At 63.2% G+C, this 18,767-nt stretch carries 21 protein-coding genes; 5 read left to right on the top strand and 16 right to left on the bottom strand.

Annotated features, from left to right (window positions below; translation table 11 throughout):
- Nucleotides 1-510: a nuclear transport factor 2 family protein gene (locus tag BLT42_RS08995; protein WP_176780309.1), complete on the bottom strand. Its 510-nt coding sequence runs from the start codon at nucleotides 508-510 to the stop codon at nucleotides 1-3.
- Between the two features lie 162 nt (nucleotides 511-672).
- Here BLT42_RS08995 and BLT42_RS08990 point away from each other — a divergent pair, with 162 nt between their 5' ends.
- On the top strand, nucleotides 673-2,004 hold the full coding sequence (locus BLT42_RS08990) for a hypothetical protein (protein WP_091769927.1): 1,332 nt from the start codon (nucleotides 673-675) through the stop codon (nucleotides 2,002-2,004).
- 9 nt (nucleotides 2,005-2,013) lie between these two features.
- On the opposite strand, the gene BLT42_RS08985 is transcribed toward BLT42_RS08990, so the two are convergent.
- A complete protein-coding gene (locus BLT42_RS08985) occupies nucleotides 2,014-2,445 on the bottom strand; it encodes a MerR family transcriptional regulator (protein WP_091769925.1) in 432 nt (143 codons plus the stop codon).
- 69 nt (nucleotides 2,446-2,514) lie between these two features.
- Between BLT42_RS08985 and BLT42_RS08980 the strand changes: the two genes are divergently transcribed.
- Complete coding sequence (locus tag BLT42_RS08980) at nucleotides 2,515-3,132, top strand: cation efflux transmembrane domain-containing protein (protein WP_091770076.1); 618 nt, start codon at nucleotides 2,515-2,517, stop codon at nucleotides 3,130-3,132.
- Between the two features lie 7 nt (nucleotides 3,133-3,139).
- Here BLT42_RS08980 and BLT42_RS08975 read toward each other — a convergent pair whose 3' ends face one another.
- From BLT42_RS08975 to BLT42_RS08905, 14 genes are all read right to left on the bottom strand, one after another.
- On the bottom strand, nucleotides 3,140-3,733 hold the full coding sequence (locus BLT42_RS08975; protein WP_143024097.1) for a hypothetical protein: 594 nt from the start codon (nucleotides 3,731-3,733) through the stop codon (nucleotides 3,140-3,142).
- A 27-nt stretch (nucleotides 3,734-3,760) separates the two neighbouring features.
- Nucleotides 3,761-5,233, bottom strand: coding sequence for a peptidoglycan-binding protein (locus BLT42_RS08970; RefSeq protein WP_091769921.1), 1,473 nt, complete (start codon nucleotides 5,231-5,233; stop codon nucleotides 3,761-3,763).
- 185 nt (nucleotides 5,234-5,418) lie between these two features.
- Nucleotides 5,419-6,015, bottom strand: a complete 597-nt coding sequence (locus BLT42_RS08965) for a nucleotidyltransferase family protein (RefSeq protein WP_176780308.1) — start codon at nucleotides 6,013-6,015, stop codon at nucleotides 5,419-5,421.
- A 17-nt stretch (nucleotides 6,016-6,032) separates the two neighbouring features.
- A complete protein-coding gene (gene pheT, locus BLT42_RS08960) occupies nucleotides 6,033-8,432 on the bottom strand; it encodes a phenylalanine--tRNA ligase subunit beta (RefSeq protein ID WP_091769917.1) in 2,400 nt (799 codons plus the stop codon).
- A gap of 114 nt (nucleotides 8,433-8,546) precedes the next feature.
- A complete protein-coding gene (locus BLT42_RS08955) occupies nucleotides 8,547-9,167 on the bottom strand; it encodes a hypothetical protein (protein WP_091769915.1) in 621 nt (206 codons plus the stop codon).
- Complete coding sequence (pheS, locus tag BLT42_RS08950; RefSeq protein ID WP_091769913.1) at nucleotides 9,167-10,249, bottom strand: phenylalanine--tRNA ligase subunit alpha; 1,083 nt, start codon at nucleotides 10,247-10,249, stop codon at nucleotides 9,167-9,169. Before pheS ends, BLT42_RS08955 begins: the two co-directional genes overlap by 1 nt.
- A gap of 156 nt (nucleotides 10,250-10,405) precedes the next feature.
- Nucleotides 10,406-10,762, bottom strand: coding sequence for a 50S ribosomal protein L20 (rplT, locus tag BLT42_RS08945; RefSeq protein WP_091769911.1), 357 nt, complete (start codon nucleotides 10,760-10,762; stop codon nucleotides 10,406-10,408).
- A gap of 27 nt (nucleotides 10,763-10,789) precedes the next feature.
- Nucleotides 10,790-10,990, bottom strand: a complete 201-nt coding sequence (gene rpmI / locus BLT42_RS08940) for a 50S ribosomal protein L35 (RefSeq protein ID WP_091769909.1) — start codon at nucleotides 10,988-10,990, stop codon at nucleotides 10,790-10,792.
- 145 nt (nucleotides 10,991-11,135) lie between these two features.
- The gene (locus BLT42_RS08935; protein WP_091769907.1) at nucleotides 11,136-11,615 is read right to left on the bottom strand and encodes a MerC domain-containing protein; all 480 of its coding nucleotides are present in this window, start codon (nucleotides 11,613-11,615) and stop codon (nucleotides 11,136-11,138) included.
- Between the two features lie 139 nt (nucleotides 11,616-11,754).
- Entirely contained in the window at nucleotides 11,755-13,506 is a 1,752-nt protein-coding gene (locus tag BLT42_RS15230) for a hypothetical protein (protein WP_233342409.1), read from the bottom strand.
- A gap of 25 nt (nucleotides 13,507-13,531) precedes the next feature.
- Nucleotides 13,532-13,996: a hypothetical protein gene (locus BLT42_RS08920; RefSeq protein WP_091769905.1), complete on the bottom strand. Its 465-nt coding sequence runs from the start codon at nucleotides 13,994-13,996 to the stop codon at nucleotides 13,532-13,534.
- 172 nt (nucleotides 13,997-14,168) lie between these two features.
- Nucleotides 14,169-14,657, bottom strand: a complete 489-nt coding sequence (infC, locus tag BLT42_RS08915; protein ID WP_233342408.1) for a translation initiation factor IF-3 — start codon at nucleotides 14,655-14,657, stop codon at nucleotides 14,169-14,171.
- A 204-nt stretch (nucleotides 14,658-14,861) separates the two neighbouring features.
- Nucleotides 14,862-15,845 (bottom strand): glycosyltransferase family 9 protein, encoded by a 984-nt coding sequence (locus BLT42_RS08910; RefSeq protein WP_091769903.1) that lies wholly within the window; start codon nucleotides 15,843-15,845, stop codon nucleotides 14,862-14,864.
- Nucleotides 15,842-16,987: a glycosyltransferase family 4 protein gene (locus BLT42_RS08905; protein WP_091769901.1), complete on the bottom strand. Its 1,146-nt coding sequence runs from the start codon at nucleotides 16,985-16,987 to the stop codon at nucleotides 15,842-15,844. The genes BLT42_RS08910 and BLT42_RS08905 overlap by 4 nt, the downstream gene beginning before the upstream one ends.
- A gap of 201 nt (nucleotides 16,988-17,188) precedes the next feature.
- Here BLT42_RS08905 and BLT42_RS08900 point away from each other — a divergent pair, with 201 nt between their 5' ends.
- The 3 genes from BLT42_RS08900 to BLT42_RS08890 form a co-directional block, all read left to right on the top strand.
- Nucleotides 17,189-17,689, top strand: a complete 501-nt coding sequence (locus BLT42_RS08900; RefSeq protein WP_091769899.1) for a GNAT family N-acetyltransferase — start codon at nucleotides 17,189-17,191, stop codon at nucleotides 17,687-17,689.
- A 40-nt stretch (nucleotides 17,690-17,729) separates the two neighbouring features.
- Complete coding sequence (locus BLT42_RS08895; protein ID WP_091769897.1) at nucleotides 17,730-18,398, top strand: tetratricopeptide repeat protein; 669 nt, start codon at nucleotides 17,730-17,732, stop codon at nucleotides 18,396-18,398.
- Between the two features lie 83 nt (nucleotides 18,399-18,481).
- A partial coding sequence (locus BLT42_RS08890) for an IS5 family transposase (protein ID WP_143024095.1) occupies nucleotides 18,482-18,767 on the top strand: 286 nt, incomplete at its 3' end.

Raw genomic sequence — 18,767 nt, 5'->3', positions numbered from 1 at the left:
CTACTCGTTTTCAGCGGCCGTGACCGGCTGGTGATCAAAGCTGAGCACGCGTGACATCCGCCAGGCCTCGCCCTCCAGCCGCCAGAGTGTGGTGAAGCCGGCACGGCCGGTCAGCTCGGGTTCGGCGCCGGGGCGCACAATGCTGAACATGTGTTCGCCGCTCTGCACCGCGCCATAGAGCACGCCGTTATCATAGAGTGGATGCAGGACAAGCGAACCGGGCACCAGGGCCCGCGTGACGTGATAGTCGGGGCCGCAAATATTTCGGTCAATGCTGTCGATGAAGGCGGCGCGACCCAGGGTGACGCCGCCGATATCGTGGTAGAATTCGAGATCCTCGCTGGTCAGCGCGGCCATCAGTTCGAGGTCGCAGCCATTATAGCCAAGCTCGAAGACCTGGCGGTCGAGTTCGGCGAAGCGGGCATCGAGCGCCGTATCGGCCGCGTCCTCGGCCCAGGCGGGCGCCGCCGCCAGCATGATCAGACATAGTCCTGCTCTCAGACCTGACATCAAAAACTCCCATTCTTCGTGACAATGGCGGCATTCAGGCATTGCGGGGGATCGTCCGGCAAGCGGGAATGCCGGTGTCGCGATCCCGCACTACCCTGGCGGGTTATTGCGCGATAGTGTGAATGCAAACATGGGGCTGGCTACAGCCGAGGGGAGATCGACATGACCGAAGGCAGTACATTGAGCGGACTGATCCTGCTGATCGGGATCGGCGCTCTCTTTATTCTGATGCTCGCCCGCCAGATCCCGTTCCAGATTATCGGCCGCATCATGGCGTCGATCTTTCGGCCGATCGGCAAGCTGTTTGGCCTGAAGGCCATCACGCGGGCCGGTCCCGGCTCGGTTCGTCCCGCCCATATGGGGCCGAGCGCCTGGGCTGCCCTGTCGCGCGCGGCGCGTTCGCAGACGGAAACCGAAAAGGCGCTCGGGGCCGATTTCAGCCATGAGGACGCGCACCTCAAGCGCAATGGCTTCCTGTTCCACTGGACCGGCGTCAAGGTCGGCTATATCCGCACGCCCGGCGAACTCACGCTCGATGTGGCCGAGGATTATTACCGGCAGGGCGCGACATTCCTCAATGGCCGGGTCAAGATTTCCGCCAATCCGCAAAATCTCTATGAGGACGAGGAAGGCGCGGTCATCGCCGAGTATTTTCCGGCCGACGCCGGTTGCCTCTATCTGCTCAACGAGATGCGCAAGACGATTAATTCCAATGTCCGCAAGCTGACCGTCGTCTTCTCGACGATTATCGCCATCGTGCTGATCATCAACCTGCTCTATAATGACGGAAGCCTGATCGCCCTGGCGGGTCCGATGTCGCTGGGGCCACTCACCATGAGCGCAACCGATCTCAGCCAGGCCGCTTTTGCGGCGCTGTCGACGATTGGCGGTGCGTTCGCGATGTGGATCATCTATTTCATGGAATACGTGCCGTATCAGCGCAACAATTTCCGTGAATTGTCCAATTTCGTCACCCGCTATCTCGCCCGCCTCAACGATCATTTCCGCACCGCGGAAGGGCAGGCCAAATCGGTGACGGTGGGGCAGGAAAAGGATGCGGCGAAATTCTCGCACTCGGCACGGATGTGGCACACGAATGTGCTGTGGATCGCGCAACGGATCTTCTTCATCGAGACCTTCGTTCGCAATATCATGTTCCAGATGCTGCGAAATTCCGGCTACTACCTGGTCTTCGTGCCGCTGATCTTCACGGTGGTGCTGGCCGGGCTCAACCTCGCCCTGATCGAGTGGACGGGCTTTGACGCCGGCGCTCGCCTGGCAGATCTGGGCGTGATCTTCCTGATCCTGTTTGTCGTGCTGGTGAGCATTTATGCTGTCTTCCTGCGCCGCTCCATGGCCAGCATTGACGAGATCAACCAGGACGAATGGATCGGTTTTGACAGCCTGCTGCTGGAGAATGTGCTCGGGGAAATCGTCGGCAAATATGCCGAGGATGTCGGCTATTGGAAGAACCGCATTGGCGGCAGTTTCTGACCCTCGGGCCTAGCTGATCTTGAGGTGATCGCCCTCGCACAGGGCGTGATCCGACAGAGTCTCGATGACGCGGCATTGATCGACCTCGCCATGGGCGCAGTGATCGAGCATGCGTGCCAGTTCCACTCGTACGGCCTCCAGCCCGGCAATGCGCCGCTCGACTTCAGCCAATTGCCGGCTGGCGATAGCGTCGGCGCGCTGGCATGACTGGTTGGGCCGGTCGGAGAGCTCCTGCAAGGCGCGTAAATCATCCAGCCCGAAACCAAGCGCCCGTCCATGGCGGATGAAGCGCAGACGTTCGACATTGGTCTTGTCATAGCGCCGCTGCCCGCCTTCCGAACGCGGCGGTGCCGCCAACAGGCCGATATTCTCATAATAGCGGATGGTCGGGACCTTGACCCCGCTCGCCCGCGACAGCTTCCCGATCGACAAGTCTGACATTTGTGCTTGAACCTCTAGTGACTAGAGAGATTAGGCTGTGCCTGAACTGATTTGCAAGGAATGAAGCACATGGCTGGAAGTTGCTGCGAAACCAAGGAATTCGACGGTATGAGCGCCGGATTCAAACGCGCGCTGATCGCGGTCATCATCATCAATGCCGCGATGTTTGTGGTCGAGATGCTGGCCGGGGCGGCGGCGCAGTCCCAGGCGCTCAAGGCCGATGCGCTCGATTTCTTCGCCGACGCGGCGACCTATGGTCTCTCGCTCTGGGTGATCGGCAAGCCGCCGAGCTGGCGGGCCAATGCGGCCCTGATCAAGGCGGGCAGCCTGTTTGTGATGGGTGCAGCTATCCTGGTCCTGGCGCTCTATCGGGCGATATTCGTGGCGCAGCCGGTCCCGGAACTGATGGGCGGTATCGCCCTGCTGGCGCTGGCGGCCAATGTGATCAGCGTTCTGATCCTGATGCGCTGGCGCGATGGCGACGCCAATGTGCGCTCGGTCTGGCTCTGTTCTCGCAATGATGCGATCGGCAATATCGCGGTCTTCGTTTCCGCTGGCGTCGTCTGGATGACCCAGAGCCATTGGCCCGACATCATCGTCGCCCTGGGCATGGCCGGTCTCTTTCTCAGCTCGGCCTTTCAGATCCTGACCCAGGCCCGGGGCGAACTCCGTCAGCAACAGGCTTGACCCTGCGCTAGCGGTGTCCCCCGGTGGAAAACACCGAGCCGAGAAGGTCATCCGGATTATTCGGTTCATGACGATGGTTATAGGGCCGGTCCGGCGATGGGGCGGGCTGAGGAGCCGAACAACTGGTGCAACCTGACGCGATCCGTTCGCGCACGGCGGCGAGCTGGAGCGAGAGGTCATGGAAACGATCCTGGCCCTCGTGCCAGAGCTGGGCCGTGTCCTGGCAGCGGGCTTCCTCGAAGCGGTTTTCCTCCAGGCAGCGGTTATAAGTGCGGCAGGAGGCAGTCGCGAAGCGGTAAGACCCGTCCAGATCGGTCTCGAACGCGGCGATCAATTCCTGGGTCCGGGTGTCGGCGACACTGACCGACCGGCCGGGCTCGACGCGGATCGCTTCTCGGTAGCGGTGAATTTCCTCCAGCATGCCCAGACGCTGCTCGGCCAGACCTGCGACCTGGCACATATTGGTGGCCGGGCCGACGGTGTCGGCAACCCGGTGGGGCGGCGCGGGGTGGGAGTGGGGTGGTACGCCGCTGGGAGTCTGCGTCGTTGCGCAGGCCGACAAAGCGGTCGCGGTGGCCAGGAATAGCGTGAATTTTCTCATGGTGTTCATATCCTTCCTGAGACCGGGTCAATCGGTCTGACCGGCACCCGCCGCTGCGGGGTGGCCGTCATCCTGTGCCGCCTGGTAGCAGCCTGGCTGGTTGAGTTCATTTCCGTTCTCGCGCCGCGCCTCGTCGACGCGTTGCTGCCAGGCGAGATAAAAGCGATCGCCTGAGGCCTCAGCCTCGCGCAGCAGGGCCTGCGAGATCCGCGTCCAGCGCTCGGCAGGCGTGCCGCTGGTACTGGCGAATTCGCGCCGCAGACGGATTGCCCTGGCATGGCCGAGATCGGCGGCCCGGCGCAGATAACTATCCGCACGTTCCGGACTTTCGATCAGCCCGCACAGGCGGTAACTGCCCTGGACAGTGCCGGTGCCGTAAATCAGGGCAAGATTGAAATTGGCGCCGCCATTGCCGCGCTCGGCGGCCGTGTCGAGCCATTCCATGGCCGAATCGATGCTTTGCCTCACACCCAGTCCGGTCGCGAACATGATGCCCATCAAATTCTGGGACTCGGCATCGCGCGCATTGATTGCCGCGTGGCAGATCAGGGTGACGGTCTCTTGCGAGGTCAGGGCGCCGGTCTGATCATAACCCATTTCGCGCTGGAAATCGCGGACCGAGCGACGGGTCACCGGGCCATAGGAGCCGTCGACCGGGCCGGAATAGAAGCCAAGCGCGGCGAGGGCGCGCTGGCGGGCAATCAACTGGATGATATCGCCTGTGCTGTCCGGCTGGCCGGCGCCATAGGCGATGCGCGCCAGGCTGTCGGCATCACTGGGGCAGGAATACTGCAGCACCGCCGTCTGGAGCCGTTGCTGGGCCGCCAGCGTCGCCTGAACGCCGCTTTGCGAGCCGGCATGCAGCGAGCGGTTCCAGGCGTCGCGGGCCTGTTCCATCTGGTCCATCGCCTGGTAGGCATCGCCAATATTGAGCCAGCAACGCGCCAACTCGGGTGCCATCCGGCGCGCATCTTCGCCATTGAAGGGCGCCGGGCAGATTCGTTCACCGGGCGTGCCGAAAAAGCGGGGGCGTGAGCCATAGCGCGAGGTGGCGTAGGAGCGGGGATAGTCACTGGTCACCGGACCGGTGCCAAACGACAGCGGCAGCGTGCTGGCGGTACCGGTCGTATCCCCGTAGACGACGCGATCCGAATAACGGGTGTCGCTGCCGGTCTCGCCGGTCGGCCGGTCCTGATAGGGCCGGTCTTGATAGGGCCGGTCTTGATAGGGGCGGTCCTGGTAAGGGCTGTCCTGGTAGGAATAGAAATTGTCCGGGGTGTAGTCCGGCGTGATGCGAGCTGGACCGTCTGGGGCTGGCGGGTCCTCGCTTCCGAACGGCCACCACCAGCGATGTTCGCCACTCTCGGCGCAGGTCTGGACGGCGCAATAGCCGGCGCGATAGGCGCGCGAATGGGTAAAGCCGAGGATCGCCACCAGTCCGATCACGACCAGAATCGTTGCCGCGGCTTGTGTCAGCAGGGCTGTTACCCGGTCCATCATCTATACACACCACCAGCGCTGTCGCTGACAGCGTCGAGTTTCAGTTAACGACTATTAACCATACTAGCGGTGCGTGCCGGATATCACCATACGCCTGAAGCGAGATTAGCAAAAAAACTTGGCAACCAGCCGGGGAATGTGGGTTTTTCCCCAATGGGTTGAGCGGTGTTATCTCAAAGTGCTTGTCAGGCGAATTGTGTGCGATCGAAGCGAACTTCCGGCCAGAGCTTGTGCTGACGCTCGCATTTGGCGTTCCAGCCGGCCTTGTCAGCGAGGCTGGCGACCGGGCGGACATGAAGGGAGAATAATTCCTCCAGCCCGTAGGGCGCGAGCACGTCCACCTTGCCGGCATTATCGAGCCGCACGGCCACGGCATGGGTGTGGGAGGCGAAATGCCTGACGGCCTCCGTCGTGCTGGTCAGCGGGGCGCGGGTGACGCCATGCTTGGCGCCAAACCAGAGGTGGACGCGCGCCTGATTGCGGATCTCGACGACCGCATCGAGGTCGCCAAACACCGCCTCGCCCGCCTTGATGACGACGTCCTCGGCTGCTTCGCCCAGGTCCGAGGCATCATAATAGCCCAGATCATAATCATTGACGCCATAGGCCGCATCGCGCCCGGTGAGGGCATTCCAGACCGCCTGGTAGACGGCGCCGGCCATCAGGCCGTGATCAGGCAGACCCATCGCCGCAGCGCGCTCCAGAACAGTCATCGCCAGCGCATTGGCCCGCACCGCCTCGACCAGAAACGCCCGCTGATGCGCCGGGGGTGCTTTGGCCATGCGGTGAGGATCCATCATCAACCCCGCAGCGTTCCGCCTGTGGCGCCACTGACCTTGGCGATTACCTTGGCGGCAACCGTGTCGATTTCCTCATCGGTGAGCGTCTTGTCGCGTGGCTGCAAGACCACCTCAATCGCCAGCGAGGTCTGACCTTCGGGCACGCCCTTGCCGTCATAGACATCGAACACACTGACATCGGTGATCAGCGCCTTGTCGGCACCCTTGGCGGCGCGGATCAGGCTGTCGGCGGCAATTGTCTTGTCGACGAGGAAGGCGAAATCGCGCTTCACGGGCGTGAGATCGGCGCGGTCGAGCTGCGTGCGGGCCTTGAGACCGGAGGATTTGCGCGGCTGCGGGATGGCATCGAGCACGATCTCAAACGCCAGCACGCGGCCATCAATCCCCAGCGCCTTGAGCACGCGCGGATGGATTTCACCGAACTCGGCCATCACATTCTTCGGCCCCTGGCGCAGAACGCCGGACCGGCCAGGATGCCACCAGTCACGCGCTTCCGGCGCCACTTGCAGCGATGCGGCAGGTGCGCCGGCCGCCTCAAGGGCCGCCAGGGCGTCCGCTTTCACATCAAACAGGTCGGGCGCACGGCTGCCGGTCCAGTGACGGCCGGAGGTGATACGGCGCACCCCGGTCGCGACCAGCAATTGGCCATCCGGCCCATCGGTGAGATAGACCGGGCCAACCTCGAACAGGCGCGCATCGGCGAGGCCGCGATCGGCATTGGCCTGCAGCGCCGTGAGCAGATGGATCAGCGCCGTCGGGCGCATCACATCGAGCTCGGACGAGATCGGGTTTTCCAGCGCCAGACCGGCGCCATGGCCACCAAACAGGGCCGCCTGCGAGCTCTCGCAGAAGGACCAGGTCACGGATTCCTGATAGCCGCGAACAGCCAGGGCACGGCGGGCATAGCGAGCGCGCAATTGCATCACTGTCGCCGGTGCCGGACGCCGCACCGAAGGACGCGCCAGTGAGGTGGCGATGAGCTTGTCAAAGCCGTGAATGCGGGCGACTTCCTCGACCAGATCGGCCTTCAGGCTGCAATCCATCCGCCAGCTCGGCACGCCGACCGTCAGTATATCGCCAGCCCCGGTCGGCTTGAAGCCAAGCGTGGTGAGGATGCGCAGGATCTCGGCCCGAGGCAGATCGAGCCCGGTCAGGCGTTTGACCTCGCTGATCGGGAATTCGATATCGGCGGGCGCCGCGGGGATCTCGCCGAACACGGCGGTTTCCGAGGCTTCGCCGCCGCAGATTTTCAGGATCAGGCGCGTGGCGTATTCGATACCATCGATGATGGATTGCGGATCAACGCCGCGCTCGAAACGGTATTTGGCATCGCTGTCGATACCGGTCGCCTTGGCGGTCGCGCGGGTGATCAGCGGATCGAACCAGGCCGCCTCGATGAAGACGTCGGTGGTCGCGTCACTACAGCCGGAATAGGTCCCGCCCATAATGCCGCCAAAGCCCAGGCAATGAGCTTCATCGGCGATGACGCACATGGTTTCGGTGGGCGTGTGGGTCTTCTTGTCGAGCGCCTCGAAGGTGTCGCTATCGCCGGCACCGCGGCGCGCATGCAGATTGCCGCTCAGCTTGGCGGCGTCATAGACGTGCAGCGGCCGGCAGCGATCATAGGAGATCAGATTGGTGATGTCGGCGAGCGCATTGATCGGGCGCAGACCGATTGACCGGAGTGCCTTTTGCAGCCAGTCCGGAGACGCCACATTCCTGACGCCGCGGATCAGCCGGCCGGCGAAGACCGGACAGGCTTCCGGCCAGTCGAGCTCGACCTTGACCGGGCAGGGGAATGTGCCCGGCACGGGCTCGATCGGGACATCCTTGAGCGTACCGATACCCGTTGCGGCCAGGTCGCGGGCGATGCCGCGCACGCCGAGCCAGTCAGGCCGGTTGGGTGTAACTTCGAAATCGATGACGACATCATCCTGGCCAAGCGCCACAACGGCCGGCGTGCCGACGGCCCAGTCGCCTTCCAGGTCGATAATCCCGTCATGGTCCTCGCCGAGCTCCAGCTCCTTGGCGGAACACATCATGCCTGAGCTCTCGACGCCGCGGATCTTGCGCGGCTTCTTGTCGAGCGAGAAATCCAGGCCCGGAATATAGGCGCCCAGCGGGGCATAGACGGCGCGCATGCCGGTGCGGGCATTGGGCGCGCCGCAGACGATCTGCTTGATACCGTCAACGGTCTCCACGGTGCAGACGCGCAGCTTGTCGGCATCAGGGTGCGCGACGGCCTCTTTGACAGAGGCGACTGTGAAGGCACCGAATTTCTCGGCCGGATTGTCGATCTCCTCGATCTCCAGACCCGCCATGGTCATCGCCTCGGCGATCTCGTCGAGCGAGGCCGTGGTCTCGAGGTGGTATTTCAGCCAGGAAAGCGGGAATTTCATCGTCGGCTCCTGCCGTCACTTACAAATCAGAAACCGGACCGGGCGCCATGCAGGCATCAACCGGTTCGGGATGGAATGGTCTATTGGCCGCGAGCGGCCGGGCGGGGGCGCGGGTCACGGCGTCGCCTCCCCGGCAGTCTCGGCATAGGGCAGGTCGGGACGGTCCGAAGCGCCCATGCGTTCGAACTGATCGATCTGCCCGGGCGGACAGGCGCGGGCCGATTCACGCGCGGCCTCACTGGAGGATGAGATCCAGCACCGATCAAACACGGAGCAATAACAGACCGACACCCCCCAATGGGTCCATTCATCGAGCAAGGCCGTCAGCTCGTCTTCGCTCAGCGCGTCGCGATCCCAGGTGAAGACGACCGGTTCGACCTCGCCGCCCGGTGCCAGGGCGCGACCATTCACGCTCGACCATGAGCGGTCAAACGCGGCTGGAAAATGCGCCGCCAGCGGGGCGAACCCGTCCTGCGGATTTCCGTCACGCAACAGGGATACCGTGCGGATCATGGCGGGGCCGACACCATTATTGAGAATCCGCAGCCCGAGATGGCGCCGCGTCTCGGTTGACTGGATAAAGCCGTCCACCTGAAGCACCGGCACCACCGCACCATGCTGCTGCGCCCGCATCACCCGGCCCTGGTCCCAGGCCACAAACAGGGCCGCGATGCCGACGAGCATGGCGCCGATCCCGGTCAGGGTCTGGTGGTTATTGGTGAACCAGCGCCACATCAGCTCAGACCGGTTGCCATATTCGCCTGCAGCAGCGGCGAGAAGCCGTAATGGCCGAGCCAGCGCTGGTCGGAATTGAAGAAATCGCGCAAATCCGGGGCGCCATATTTGAGCATGGCGAGGCGATCAACGCCCATGCCGAAGGCGAAGCCCTGGTATTCGTCCGGATCGAGGCCGCAATTGCGGATCACATTCGGGTGCACCATGCCGCAGCCCAAAATCTCCATCCACTGATCGCCGGAGCCCACCTTCACGGCCTGGCCGACGCGCTCATAGCGCACATCCATCTCCGCCGATGGCTCGGTGAAGGGGAAGTGGTGCGGGCGGAAACGGGTGACGACTTCATCGGTCTCGAAGAAGGCGGCGAGGAAGTCCTGCAACACGCCCTTGAGGTGACCCATATGGGTTTCCCTGTCGATCACCAGGCCTTCGACCTGGTGGAACATCGGCGTGTGGGTCTGGTCCCAGTCACAGCGATAGACCCGGCCCGGCGCGATAATGCGGATCGGCGGCGTCTGGCTCATCATGGTGCGGATCTGGACCGGCGAGGTGTGGGTGCGCAGAACCTTGCGCTGGCCCTCGGCGTCCGGCTTCATGAAGAAGGTGTCCTGGGTGTCGCGCGCCGGATGGCCTTCCGGGAAATTCAGGGCCGTGAAATTGTGGAAATCGTCCTCCACGTCCGAGCCTTCCGCGACGGCAAAGCCCATATCGGCGAAAATCACGGCGAGTTCTTCCATCACCTGGGTGATCGGGTGGATCGAACCCTTTGGTTCGGGCCGCACCGGCAGGGAGACATCGATCGTCTCGGAGGCCAGGGCGAGATCAAGCGCGGCGGCTTCCAGCATCGCCTTGCGCGCCTCAATCGCCGAGCCGAGCCGGTCCTTGAGACCGTTCAGCGCCGGACCCATCACCTGGCGTTCTTCCGGGCTCATGCCGCCCAACGAGCGCATCATCAGCGAGACAGACCCCTTCTTGCCCAGCGCCCCGACGCGCACGGCATCAAGGCCGGCCTCATCGGTCGCGGCGGCGATCTGTGCGAGCACGTCCTGCTCGAGGGTTTCCAGTGCAGCGGTATCGGTCATGTCTTCGCCCTTGCCAGTCAGGTTGGGGTTTAGCGTTTGAATTTTGAGGTGTCGACAGCACAAATCCGCGCCACCCGGGATGAAGTCAGGCCCTGAAACAAAAAAGGCCCGCGGGCGGTGAGCCGGCGAGCCTTTTCCTGAAGTCGTATGACAAGCCTAGGCCAGCGCGGACTGCGCCTGATCAACCAGGGCCTTGAAGGCGTCTGGCTCATGGATGGCGATGTCGGACAGGACCTTGCGGTCAACCTCGATACCGGCCTTGATCAGGCCGTGCATCATAGTCGAATAGGTCATGCCGTGCAGGCGTGCGCCGGCATTGATGCGCTGGATCCAGAGGGCGCGGAAGGTGCGCTTCTTGGCACGGCGGTCGCGATACGCGTACTGGCCGGCCTTCTCCACAGCCTGGACGGCAGCGCGGAAGGTATTCTTGCGACGGCCGTAATAGCCTTTCGCTTTCTTGATAACTTTTTTGTGGCGGATGGCCGTAGCCGGGCCGGATGTCACTCGTGACATGGTATGCTCCTACTCAATGCCGGGGGCTTAAAGGCCGTACGGGAGATATTTCTTGATGATCTTCGTATCCTGAGCGGACAGGACAACCTGTCCCCGCTTGTCGCGGATCTGCTTCGGCGTACGCTTGATCATGCCGTGACGTTTGCCGGTCTGACCGGCTTTGATCTTGCCCGTGGCAGTGAGCTTGAAGCGCTTTTTGGCGCCGCTCTTGGTCTTCATCTTCGACATTTCCATCTCCTTTGCTGGACCGGCAGGCCGGTCCGAGGGTGTGAACAGTCAGCGGGCATGTCGATTTGGCCCGGTAGACTGGTGATAAGAGAGCGGGGTTTATACGCGTCTGGCAGGGGATTGCAACAGCGCGTGGGAGTCTGAATCAGGCCGTGTGCTCGTGTTCGCACAGGCCGCAATCGCTGGCGTGATCATGGCCGGCACGCGCCTGGCTGTGCCAATTGACCAGATGCGCTGCGGCCAGAATGGTGACGCCGGTCAGGGTGATGATGGTTTCGACCAGCTGGCTGGACAAATGCAGGGCACCAATTGCCATCAACGACAGGCCCAGAAGGCCCAGGGCGAGGACCGGCCAGCGTGCCCGGCTGGTCCGCACGCTCCAGCCCAGGGCCAGGATCGAGATCGGCGCGGCGATCGCCAGCAGGCCGAAATGCCAAGCATGGCTGGCACCGAGCATCTCACCGAGTCCGGGCACCAGCATCGGCGCAGCGGCGGCTGCGACCGGGAAGAGGAGGCAGTGCGCAACGCAAACCGCCGACAGGCTGACGCCGGTCAGGTCGAGTGAGCCATTCTGTAGATTGAACTTGGGCAGCAGGGCCATCATGGTTTCATCCGTGCGGGTCACAGACGATATAGTATAACATCCACGCTGATGAAAGCCCTGGCCTGGCCCGAGCGCAGTTCGGCCAGGGCAGCAAACGGGCGGCCCTTTGTCGGAGCCGCCCGCTTTCAGTTGTCAGGTCCTGGGGCGTGAGCCCCGGGGGTCAGTCGGCAAAGCCGAGCTCGGAAATTTCCAGCCGGGCGTCAGCGCTCAGGCCTTCGCGGTAGGTGCCAACCCAGATGTCATAGGTCCCCGCTGCCGGCATGTCGAAGTGAATGCCGGGATTGAGACCGTTATTGTCGTCATTGCAGACCCAGTTACCGTTGGGATCATTGATGACCAGTGTCGTGTCCGCGTCCGAGAGCACGGAGATGAAGAGGTCGAGCGAACCCGGAGTGAAGGTCAGCTCGTAATCCGGCGCTGCGGAGACATAGCCGCGGCACATCGAATCGGCCGCGGATTCCGCTGCAACGGGACCACCGGCGAGAATGTTGACGGCGTGCGGATCCGGAGAGAATCCGCCGGTCAGCGCAACCGAGCCGAAACTGGCATCCATCGTGTAGTCGAGCGCATCGCTGCCCTGGTATTCATCGCCGAAGGCAAGCTCGGAAATGTGCAAGGTGGCATTTTCCGGCTGGATCTCGCCATAGGTGCCGACCCAGATATTGTAAACGCCCGAGGCGGGCCGGTCGAAATGCACACCTGGATTGAGATTGCCGGCGCCGTCATCATCACAATGCCAGCTACCATCCGGTGAATTGACGACCAGCGTCGTGTCGGCGTTCGAGGTCGCAGAGATGTAGAGGTCCAGCGTACCGGCCGAATAGTTCAGATTGTAGTCGGGGGCCGTGGTCGAGAAGCCGCGGCAATTCTGGCCGAGCGCCTCGTAGATTTCCACATCGCCGCCAGCCTGGAGAGCGAGATTATGGGGATCGGGAATGAAACCCGCCTGCAGCGAGACCGAGCCGTAATTGGCTGGCAGGCTGAAATCGAGCACGGCTGGCACGTCAATCTCGCCACGGAAACCGGTTTCCGAGACAAAGAGGGTCGCATCGGCAAGGGTGCCGCCGGAATAGCGACCCGCCCAGATCGCATAGCGACCGGCGACCGGATCGGTCAGATGGATGCCCGGATTGAGGTCCTCGGCGCCATCATCATCACAATGCCAGCTGCCATCGGGGCCCTGGACAATCAGCGTGGTGTCGTAATCCGATTCCATCGACAGATAGAGGTCATATTGATTATTGGCCGAATAGTTCAGCCAGACGTCGGGCGCTTCGCTGATCTCGCCCCAGCAATAACCGCCTGTGCCGCGATTGCCGTCGAGATCGCCGCCGGCGCGCACGGCGATGCGGCGCGGATCGTCGCTGAAGCCGGCGCGCAGGCTGAGGGCGCCGGAATTGGGCTGCAGGGCCGCGTTCGGCGCCCGGGAATAGGCATTTTCGCTGGAAAAGCCGAGCTCTGAAATGTGCACCATGGTTGGCTCATAGCCATTGCCCGCTGATAGCGTGCCCACCCAGACATTGTAGACGCCCGATTGCGGCGAGGAGAATTCAATCCCCGGATTGAGACCCTGGCCCGGCGCATCATCATTGCAGTGCCAGCTCCCGTCCGGTGCATTCACAATCAGCGTCGTGTCGGCATCCGATGCTCCCGAAATGAAGAGGGGGAGATTGCCGGCATTATATTGCAGATTGAGAGAGGGCTGGTGGGAGATATAGCCCGAGCAGGCAAAGTCGATACTGCCGCCATTAATGGCGCCGCCTGCCTGCACGCCAACCGATGTCGGATCCTGTGCAAATCCTGCCGACAGCGTGACTGAGCCGTAGGCCGGCGCGGCATTGACGTCCTGTGCTTGCGCGGCGCCGCCCAGCAAGATCACGGCTGCGGCCCCGGCCGCCCATTTATAGGTCATGGTCATTCTCCCCTGATGTGCGAGATCACTCGCTGAAAAGTTCGGAAATCGAAAGCGTCGCCTCCTCCCGGGAGGCGTCGGCATAGGTCCCGATCCAGATGTCATAGAGTCCCGATGGCGGTGTGGAAAAGCGGACTGACGGATTGAGGCCATTGCCGCTGTCATCATCGCAATACCAGTTTCCGTCGGGCGCATGGATAACCAGCGTCGTGTCCACATCGGCATTGACCGAGATGATGAGTGGCAGCGAGCCGCCATTATAGAAAAGTTCAAAATCCGGTGCCTCGGCGATGAAGCCGTTACAGTCCGGGCCGCGCGTCTGGCTGGCATCAATGGCGCCGCCGGTTTGCAAACGTACGCGGTAGGGATCAGGCGTGAAGCCGGCCGAAAGCGAGGCGTCCAGCGCGCTCGGCAAGGTCGAACGTGGCTGCGCTGCAGCGGTGCCGCAGCAGGCGATCACGGCGATGGACAGTATGGACAGCCTGATCATTCAAATCCCCGATCCCCTGGCCCGCCATTTCTGGAATGGGCCGGTCGCCCACAATTGAGCATGCTTTGCAGAGGATATCATCTGAAAACAGGTGAGTTGAACCGCGACTGAACGCCGCCGCCTTCAAAGCGGCGGCGTTCAGACACAATTCGGAATTTGCGGGCCGGTGCGTCTAGCGCGGTGCCATCACCATCACCATGAGTCGTCCTTCGAGCTTGGGCTCGAACTCGACCTTGGCGACTTCGGCGAAGTCTTCCTTGACGCGGCGCATGATATCCATGCCACGATCCTGGTGAGCCATTTCACGGCCCCGGAATCGCAGGGTGATCTTCACCTTGTCGCCGTCTTCGAAGAAGCGGTGCATGGCCTTGGTCTTGACCAGGTAATCATGCACATCGATGTTCGGCCGCATCTTGATCTCTTTGATCTCGACCGTTTTCTGCTTCTTGCGAGCTTCGGCTTTTTTCTTCTGTTCCTGGTATTTCAGCTTGCCGTAATCAATGATTTTGCAAACGGGCGGATCAGCGTTGGGGGAGACTTCCACAAGGTCGAGTCCGGCCTGTGCGGCCGCCTCGAGAGCGGCCTCGGTTGGCACGATCCCCTGCTTCTCTCCATGTTCGTCGATAAGAAGCACCCGCGGTACGCGGATGTCTAAATTCATACGCGGTCCGTCTTTTTTTGGCGGTTGCGCAGATTGTGGTCTACGGGCTATGGCCGCTTCTCCCTTATGGCCTGCGAGCAATACTTAGTAATCCTCCGGCGGCGCATCTGGATCAAGTCCAAACTGGCTCAATTGAGCCGCTACCCTGCCGGAGAGCCGCGCACTATGGTGAAATCATCACATTAAGCAAGCGCCGCACGCGGTTCACGCCGCAACTGTGCGGTCAGAAAACCCGCCTGCAAAGCGCATCGCCGCGATTGCTTCGGCCGGTTCGACCTGCGCCAAAACGGGCGCGTGCATCAAAATCACCGGTGCGTCGCCACGCGGCGCATTCATCGCCGGATCCTCGACGCTGGCATAAAGCGCCAGCGCAGGGGCGCCTGCGGCGACAAGCAGATGAAGCAAGGGTGTGTCCTCGCCAAAAACGAAACGGGTCCGGCGCGCCAGCCCGGCGAGTTGTGGCAGTTTCGCCTTGCCGGTGATGTCGCGCGCGCCCGGGGCAACCTGCGAGACATAGCGACCGATTTCACGGGTGTCGGGGCCACCGACCAGGGCCGGCGTAATCCCTGCCTGCAGCAATTCATGCGCCAGGCTCGCCCATTTTTCCTTGGGCCAGCGCAGGGCCAGCTTGACCTCCTCGCCGGCCGGCGCGAGCAGGGCGAAGGGGCCGTTCAGACCGAAATATTCCGGATCGAGCATGCGCGATTTGCGCGCCAGGAAGTCGACCCAGCTGGCATCCGGCGATGGTGCGCCGCCGAGCCGGAAATGCGTCGGCCCGATACCGATGGCGGCATTGAGGGTGCCGGCCAGCTCGTCGACAGGGTGTTCGCCCGATTTGCGGGCCGGCAGGATTTCCAGCCAGTCGCATTTGGAAAAGCGAAACAGGCCCCTGAGTTTCCGGGAGTTGGAGTCCCCGACCAGGTCGTAGACGCGCGCCGGGTGTGCAGCCTTGAGCCGTTTGTCGCGCGCCACTGTTTGTGGCCGGCCGTCGGGGCGGGCATCTATCTCGATCGCGTTGAAGAAAGGGCTGTGCTTGAGAAAGGACTCGAACTCCGGTGTCGTCAGCAGCACGATCCGGTCACGCTTGTGCGCCTGGCGGAGCGTCTTGGCCGATGCGAGCATGCGCACGGTCGACGTCAAATCCCCCCAGTGCAGGACATAGATGGTATCGCGTTGCGGTTCGATCATGACTGCGAGCTTAAAGCCTCTTCATAGACGCGCAAAGTCGCAGCTTGCAGGGCGCGTGTCGAGAACTGTGTCCGGATATGGCGGGCGGCCTGCAGCCCCATTTCGCTGCGTTGCGCCTGGGTCATCGATATCGCCTCCCGGATCGCGCCGGCCAGCGCCGCCGGATTCCCCGGCTCGACCCGCCAGCCCGTCTGCCCGGGAAGAACGACTTCGCGGGCGCCGCCATGATCAGCGGCGATGACCGGCACATGCATGGCGCCGGCCTCGGCCGCAGTGCGGCCAAAGGCTTCCGGCTCGACCGATGGCGCCAGCGCGATATCCGCCAGTGCGAAGGCGGCGGGCATATCGCTGCAATGGCCGAGAATGCGGACATCCGGCGCCAGGTCATGCTGCCGGATCAGGGTTTCAAGCTCGGCGAGATAGCCATCGCGGCCCTGGGCATCGCCGACCAGCAGGGTCAGGGGCAGATCGGCGCCCTCAGCCTTGAGACGGCCCAGGGCCGCGAGCGTTTCACGTTGCCCCTTCCAGCCGGTCAGCCGGGCCGGGAAGAGCGCGACCAGGCGCCCGGATGGCCATTGCAGACCCCAGCAGGCGGCCAGTTCGGCGACCCGTTCCGGTGCAATCACCTGCGGATCGAAGCGGTCGAGATCGACCCCGCGCGGGATGATCCGGACGCGATCGGCGGCAAAGGGGTGTTGGGTGCGGATATGGGCCGCGATGAATTGCGAATTGGCGATCACCAGCTCGCCGCGCGCCATGATCGCATTATACCAGCGCTTCAGCCCGGTCTTGCCATTATAGGTGCCGTGATAAGTGGTGACGAAATGTGCGCCGGTCCGGTCGGCAGCCCATTTGGCGCTCCAGGCCGGGGCGCGCGAACGGGCATGGATGATGTCGATGTGTTCGGCGCGCACGATGCGGGCCAGACATTCGGCATTGCGCCAGACGGTCCAGGGATTCTTGCTGCCCATGGGCAGGCGCACGAGTTCACCGCCGACGGCGGCCAGTTCTGCTTCCAGCCGGCCACCCTCGCTGGCGACCAGGGCCCGGCCACCCGCGGCGACAATCGCCTGCGCCACTTCCAGCGTCGTGCGCTCGGCGCCGCCCGCTTCAAGTTGGGGAATGACCTGGAGAATATTCATGGCGTCGCAGCGCTACCGGATTTTGCAAATCATGGACAGGGCCGGGTTTTTCCACAAGCGCGCGCCTGTGACAAACGAATCCGCAGCGCGCAGGGCCCACCGGGCATCCGGCCGGGTCACACACGGACGGAAATCTTGAATAGACCCTCGCCACCGCCATGCTACCGCTTCGGCCTTGTCCAGAGTGCAGGAGCGTGAGTGATGCAGGAAAACAGTTTCGAACGGAATGGCTACCGGATAACCGACCAGCGCAGTGCCTTTGACCTCGCCGCCGCCCACCGCCTGCTGAGCACGTCCTACTGGTCGCCCGGCATCCCGCCGGAAACCGTCGCGAAAGCGGCGGCCAATGCCTGGACCTTCTGCCTGCTCGCGCCCGATGGCGCATTTGTCGGCATGGCACGTTTCGTTACCGACCGGGCGACCTTCGCCTATCTCGCCGACGTCATCATCGACCCGGCTCATCGCGGCCATGGTCTGGGCAAATGGCTGGTGGAATGCCTGCACAGCCTGCCCGAGATCCTGGCCTGCCGCCGTCTGATGCTGATGACCGCCGATGCCCAGCCGCTCTATGCCAGGATCGGCTATACGCCGCTGAAATCACCCGAGCGCGCCATGGAAGTTGCCCGCCCCGGCATCTACAGCCAGGCAGCGTCGACGCCCGGCGCTGAAGCGGCGATGGACCGGGCCGCGTGCGGTGATTAATCTGCCCCCCGTCCCCCTGCCGCTAAAACCGGATGCCCCGATGCGTGTTTTCCTGTCCGCCTGCCTTCTCACCCTCGCTATCAGCCCGGCTCACGCCCAGACTCCGGCGATCGAGATCGAGACCGCGCGTTATCTCGACTGTCTTGAACGGGTCGAGCGCGAGCAGGACCAGGCATTCGAGGATGCCCTGGCCTGGCGGATGGAGGGCGGCGGCTGGCCGGCCGCCCATTGCGAGGCACTGGCGCTGATCGCGCTGGGGGATACGACGGGCGGGGCCTTGAGCCTGGAAGAACTCGCCGGCACCACGGATGGCGGCCGGGGGCCAGTGATCCGCAGTGCCATGCTGGTCGATGCCGGCAAGGCCTGGCTCACCATCGGGCGCAGCGAGGATGCGCAGCGCGCCTTTGCGGCGGCCCTCGAACTGAACCCGGATGACCAGGACGCCCTGCTCGGCCAGGCCAGCGCCGCGCTGGCGCTGGGTGACTGGCCATTGGCCGGTGATGCCGCGACCGCCGTGATCGGTCAGGCACCGGATCTGGCCGAGGCCTGGCGTTTGCGCGCCGCGGCGCGGCTTGAAACCGGCGCGCTCGATGACGCCTGGCAGGACATGGAAATGGCGCGTGAGATCGCGCCGGACAATATCGAGATTCTGGTCCTGCGGGGCCGGATCAATGAGGCCCGCCGGCTCGTAGCGCCCGGGGAAGACTAGTCGCGCCTAGGGCCTGTACTCAATAAGGGGATTCCCGGATCGTTGATTGCGTGATTCACTTCTGCGCGAAGCAGGAGGAGATCATGGCACGTTATGATTTGAGCGATGAAGAGTGGGCGCTTGTCGGGCCGCTCTTGCCCAAGCCGGGCAAGGGCAAGCGGCGGGTGGACGATCGGCGGGTGGTGAACGCGATCTTCTATGTGCTGCGCACCGGGGCTCCGTGGCGCGACCTTCCCGGTCGGTACGGCCCTTACACAACGGTCTACAACCGGTTCAATCGCTGGGCCAAGCGAGGTATCTGGTTGAGGGTGTTCGAGGAATTGGCCCGGCGCTCGCCGCAGTCGCTGCAGCTGATCGACAGTTCCATTG

The sequence above is a fragment of the Maricaulis salignorans genome (genome assembly GCF_900103475.1).
Classification (GTDB): Bacteria; Pseudomonadota; Alphaproteobacteria; order Caulobacterales; family Maricaulaceae; genus Maricaulis; species Maricaulis salignorans.
Note: the sequence above shows the minus strand (reverse complement) of the source record. Positions and strands in the feature narration are given on the sequence as shown.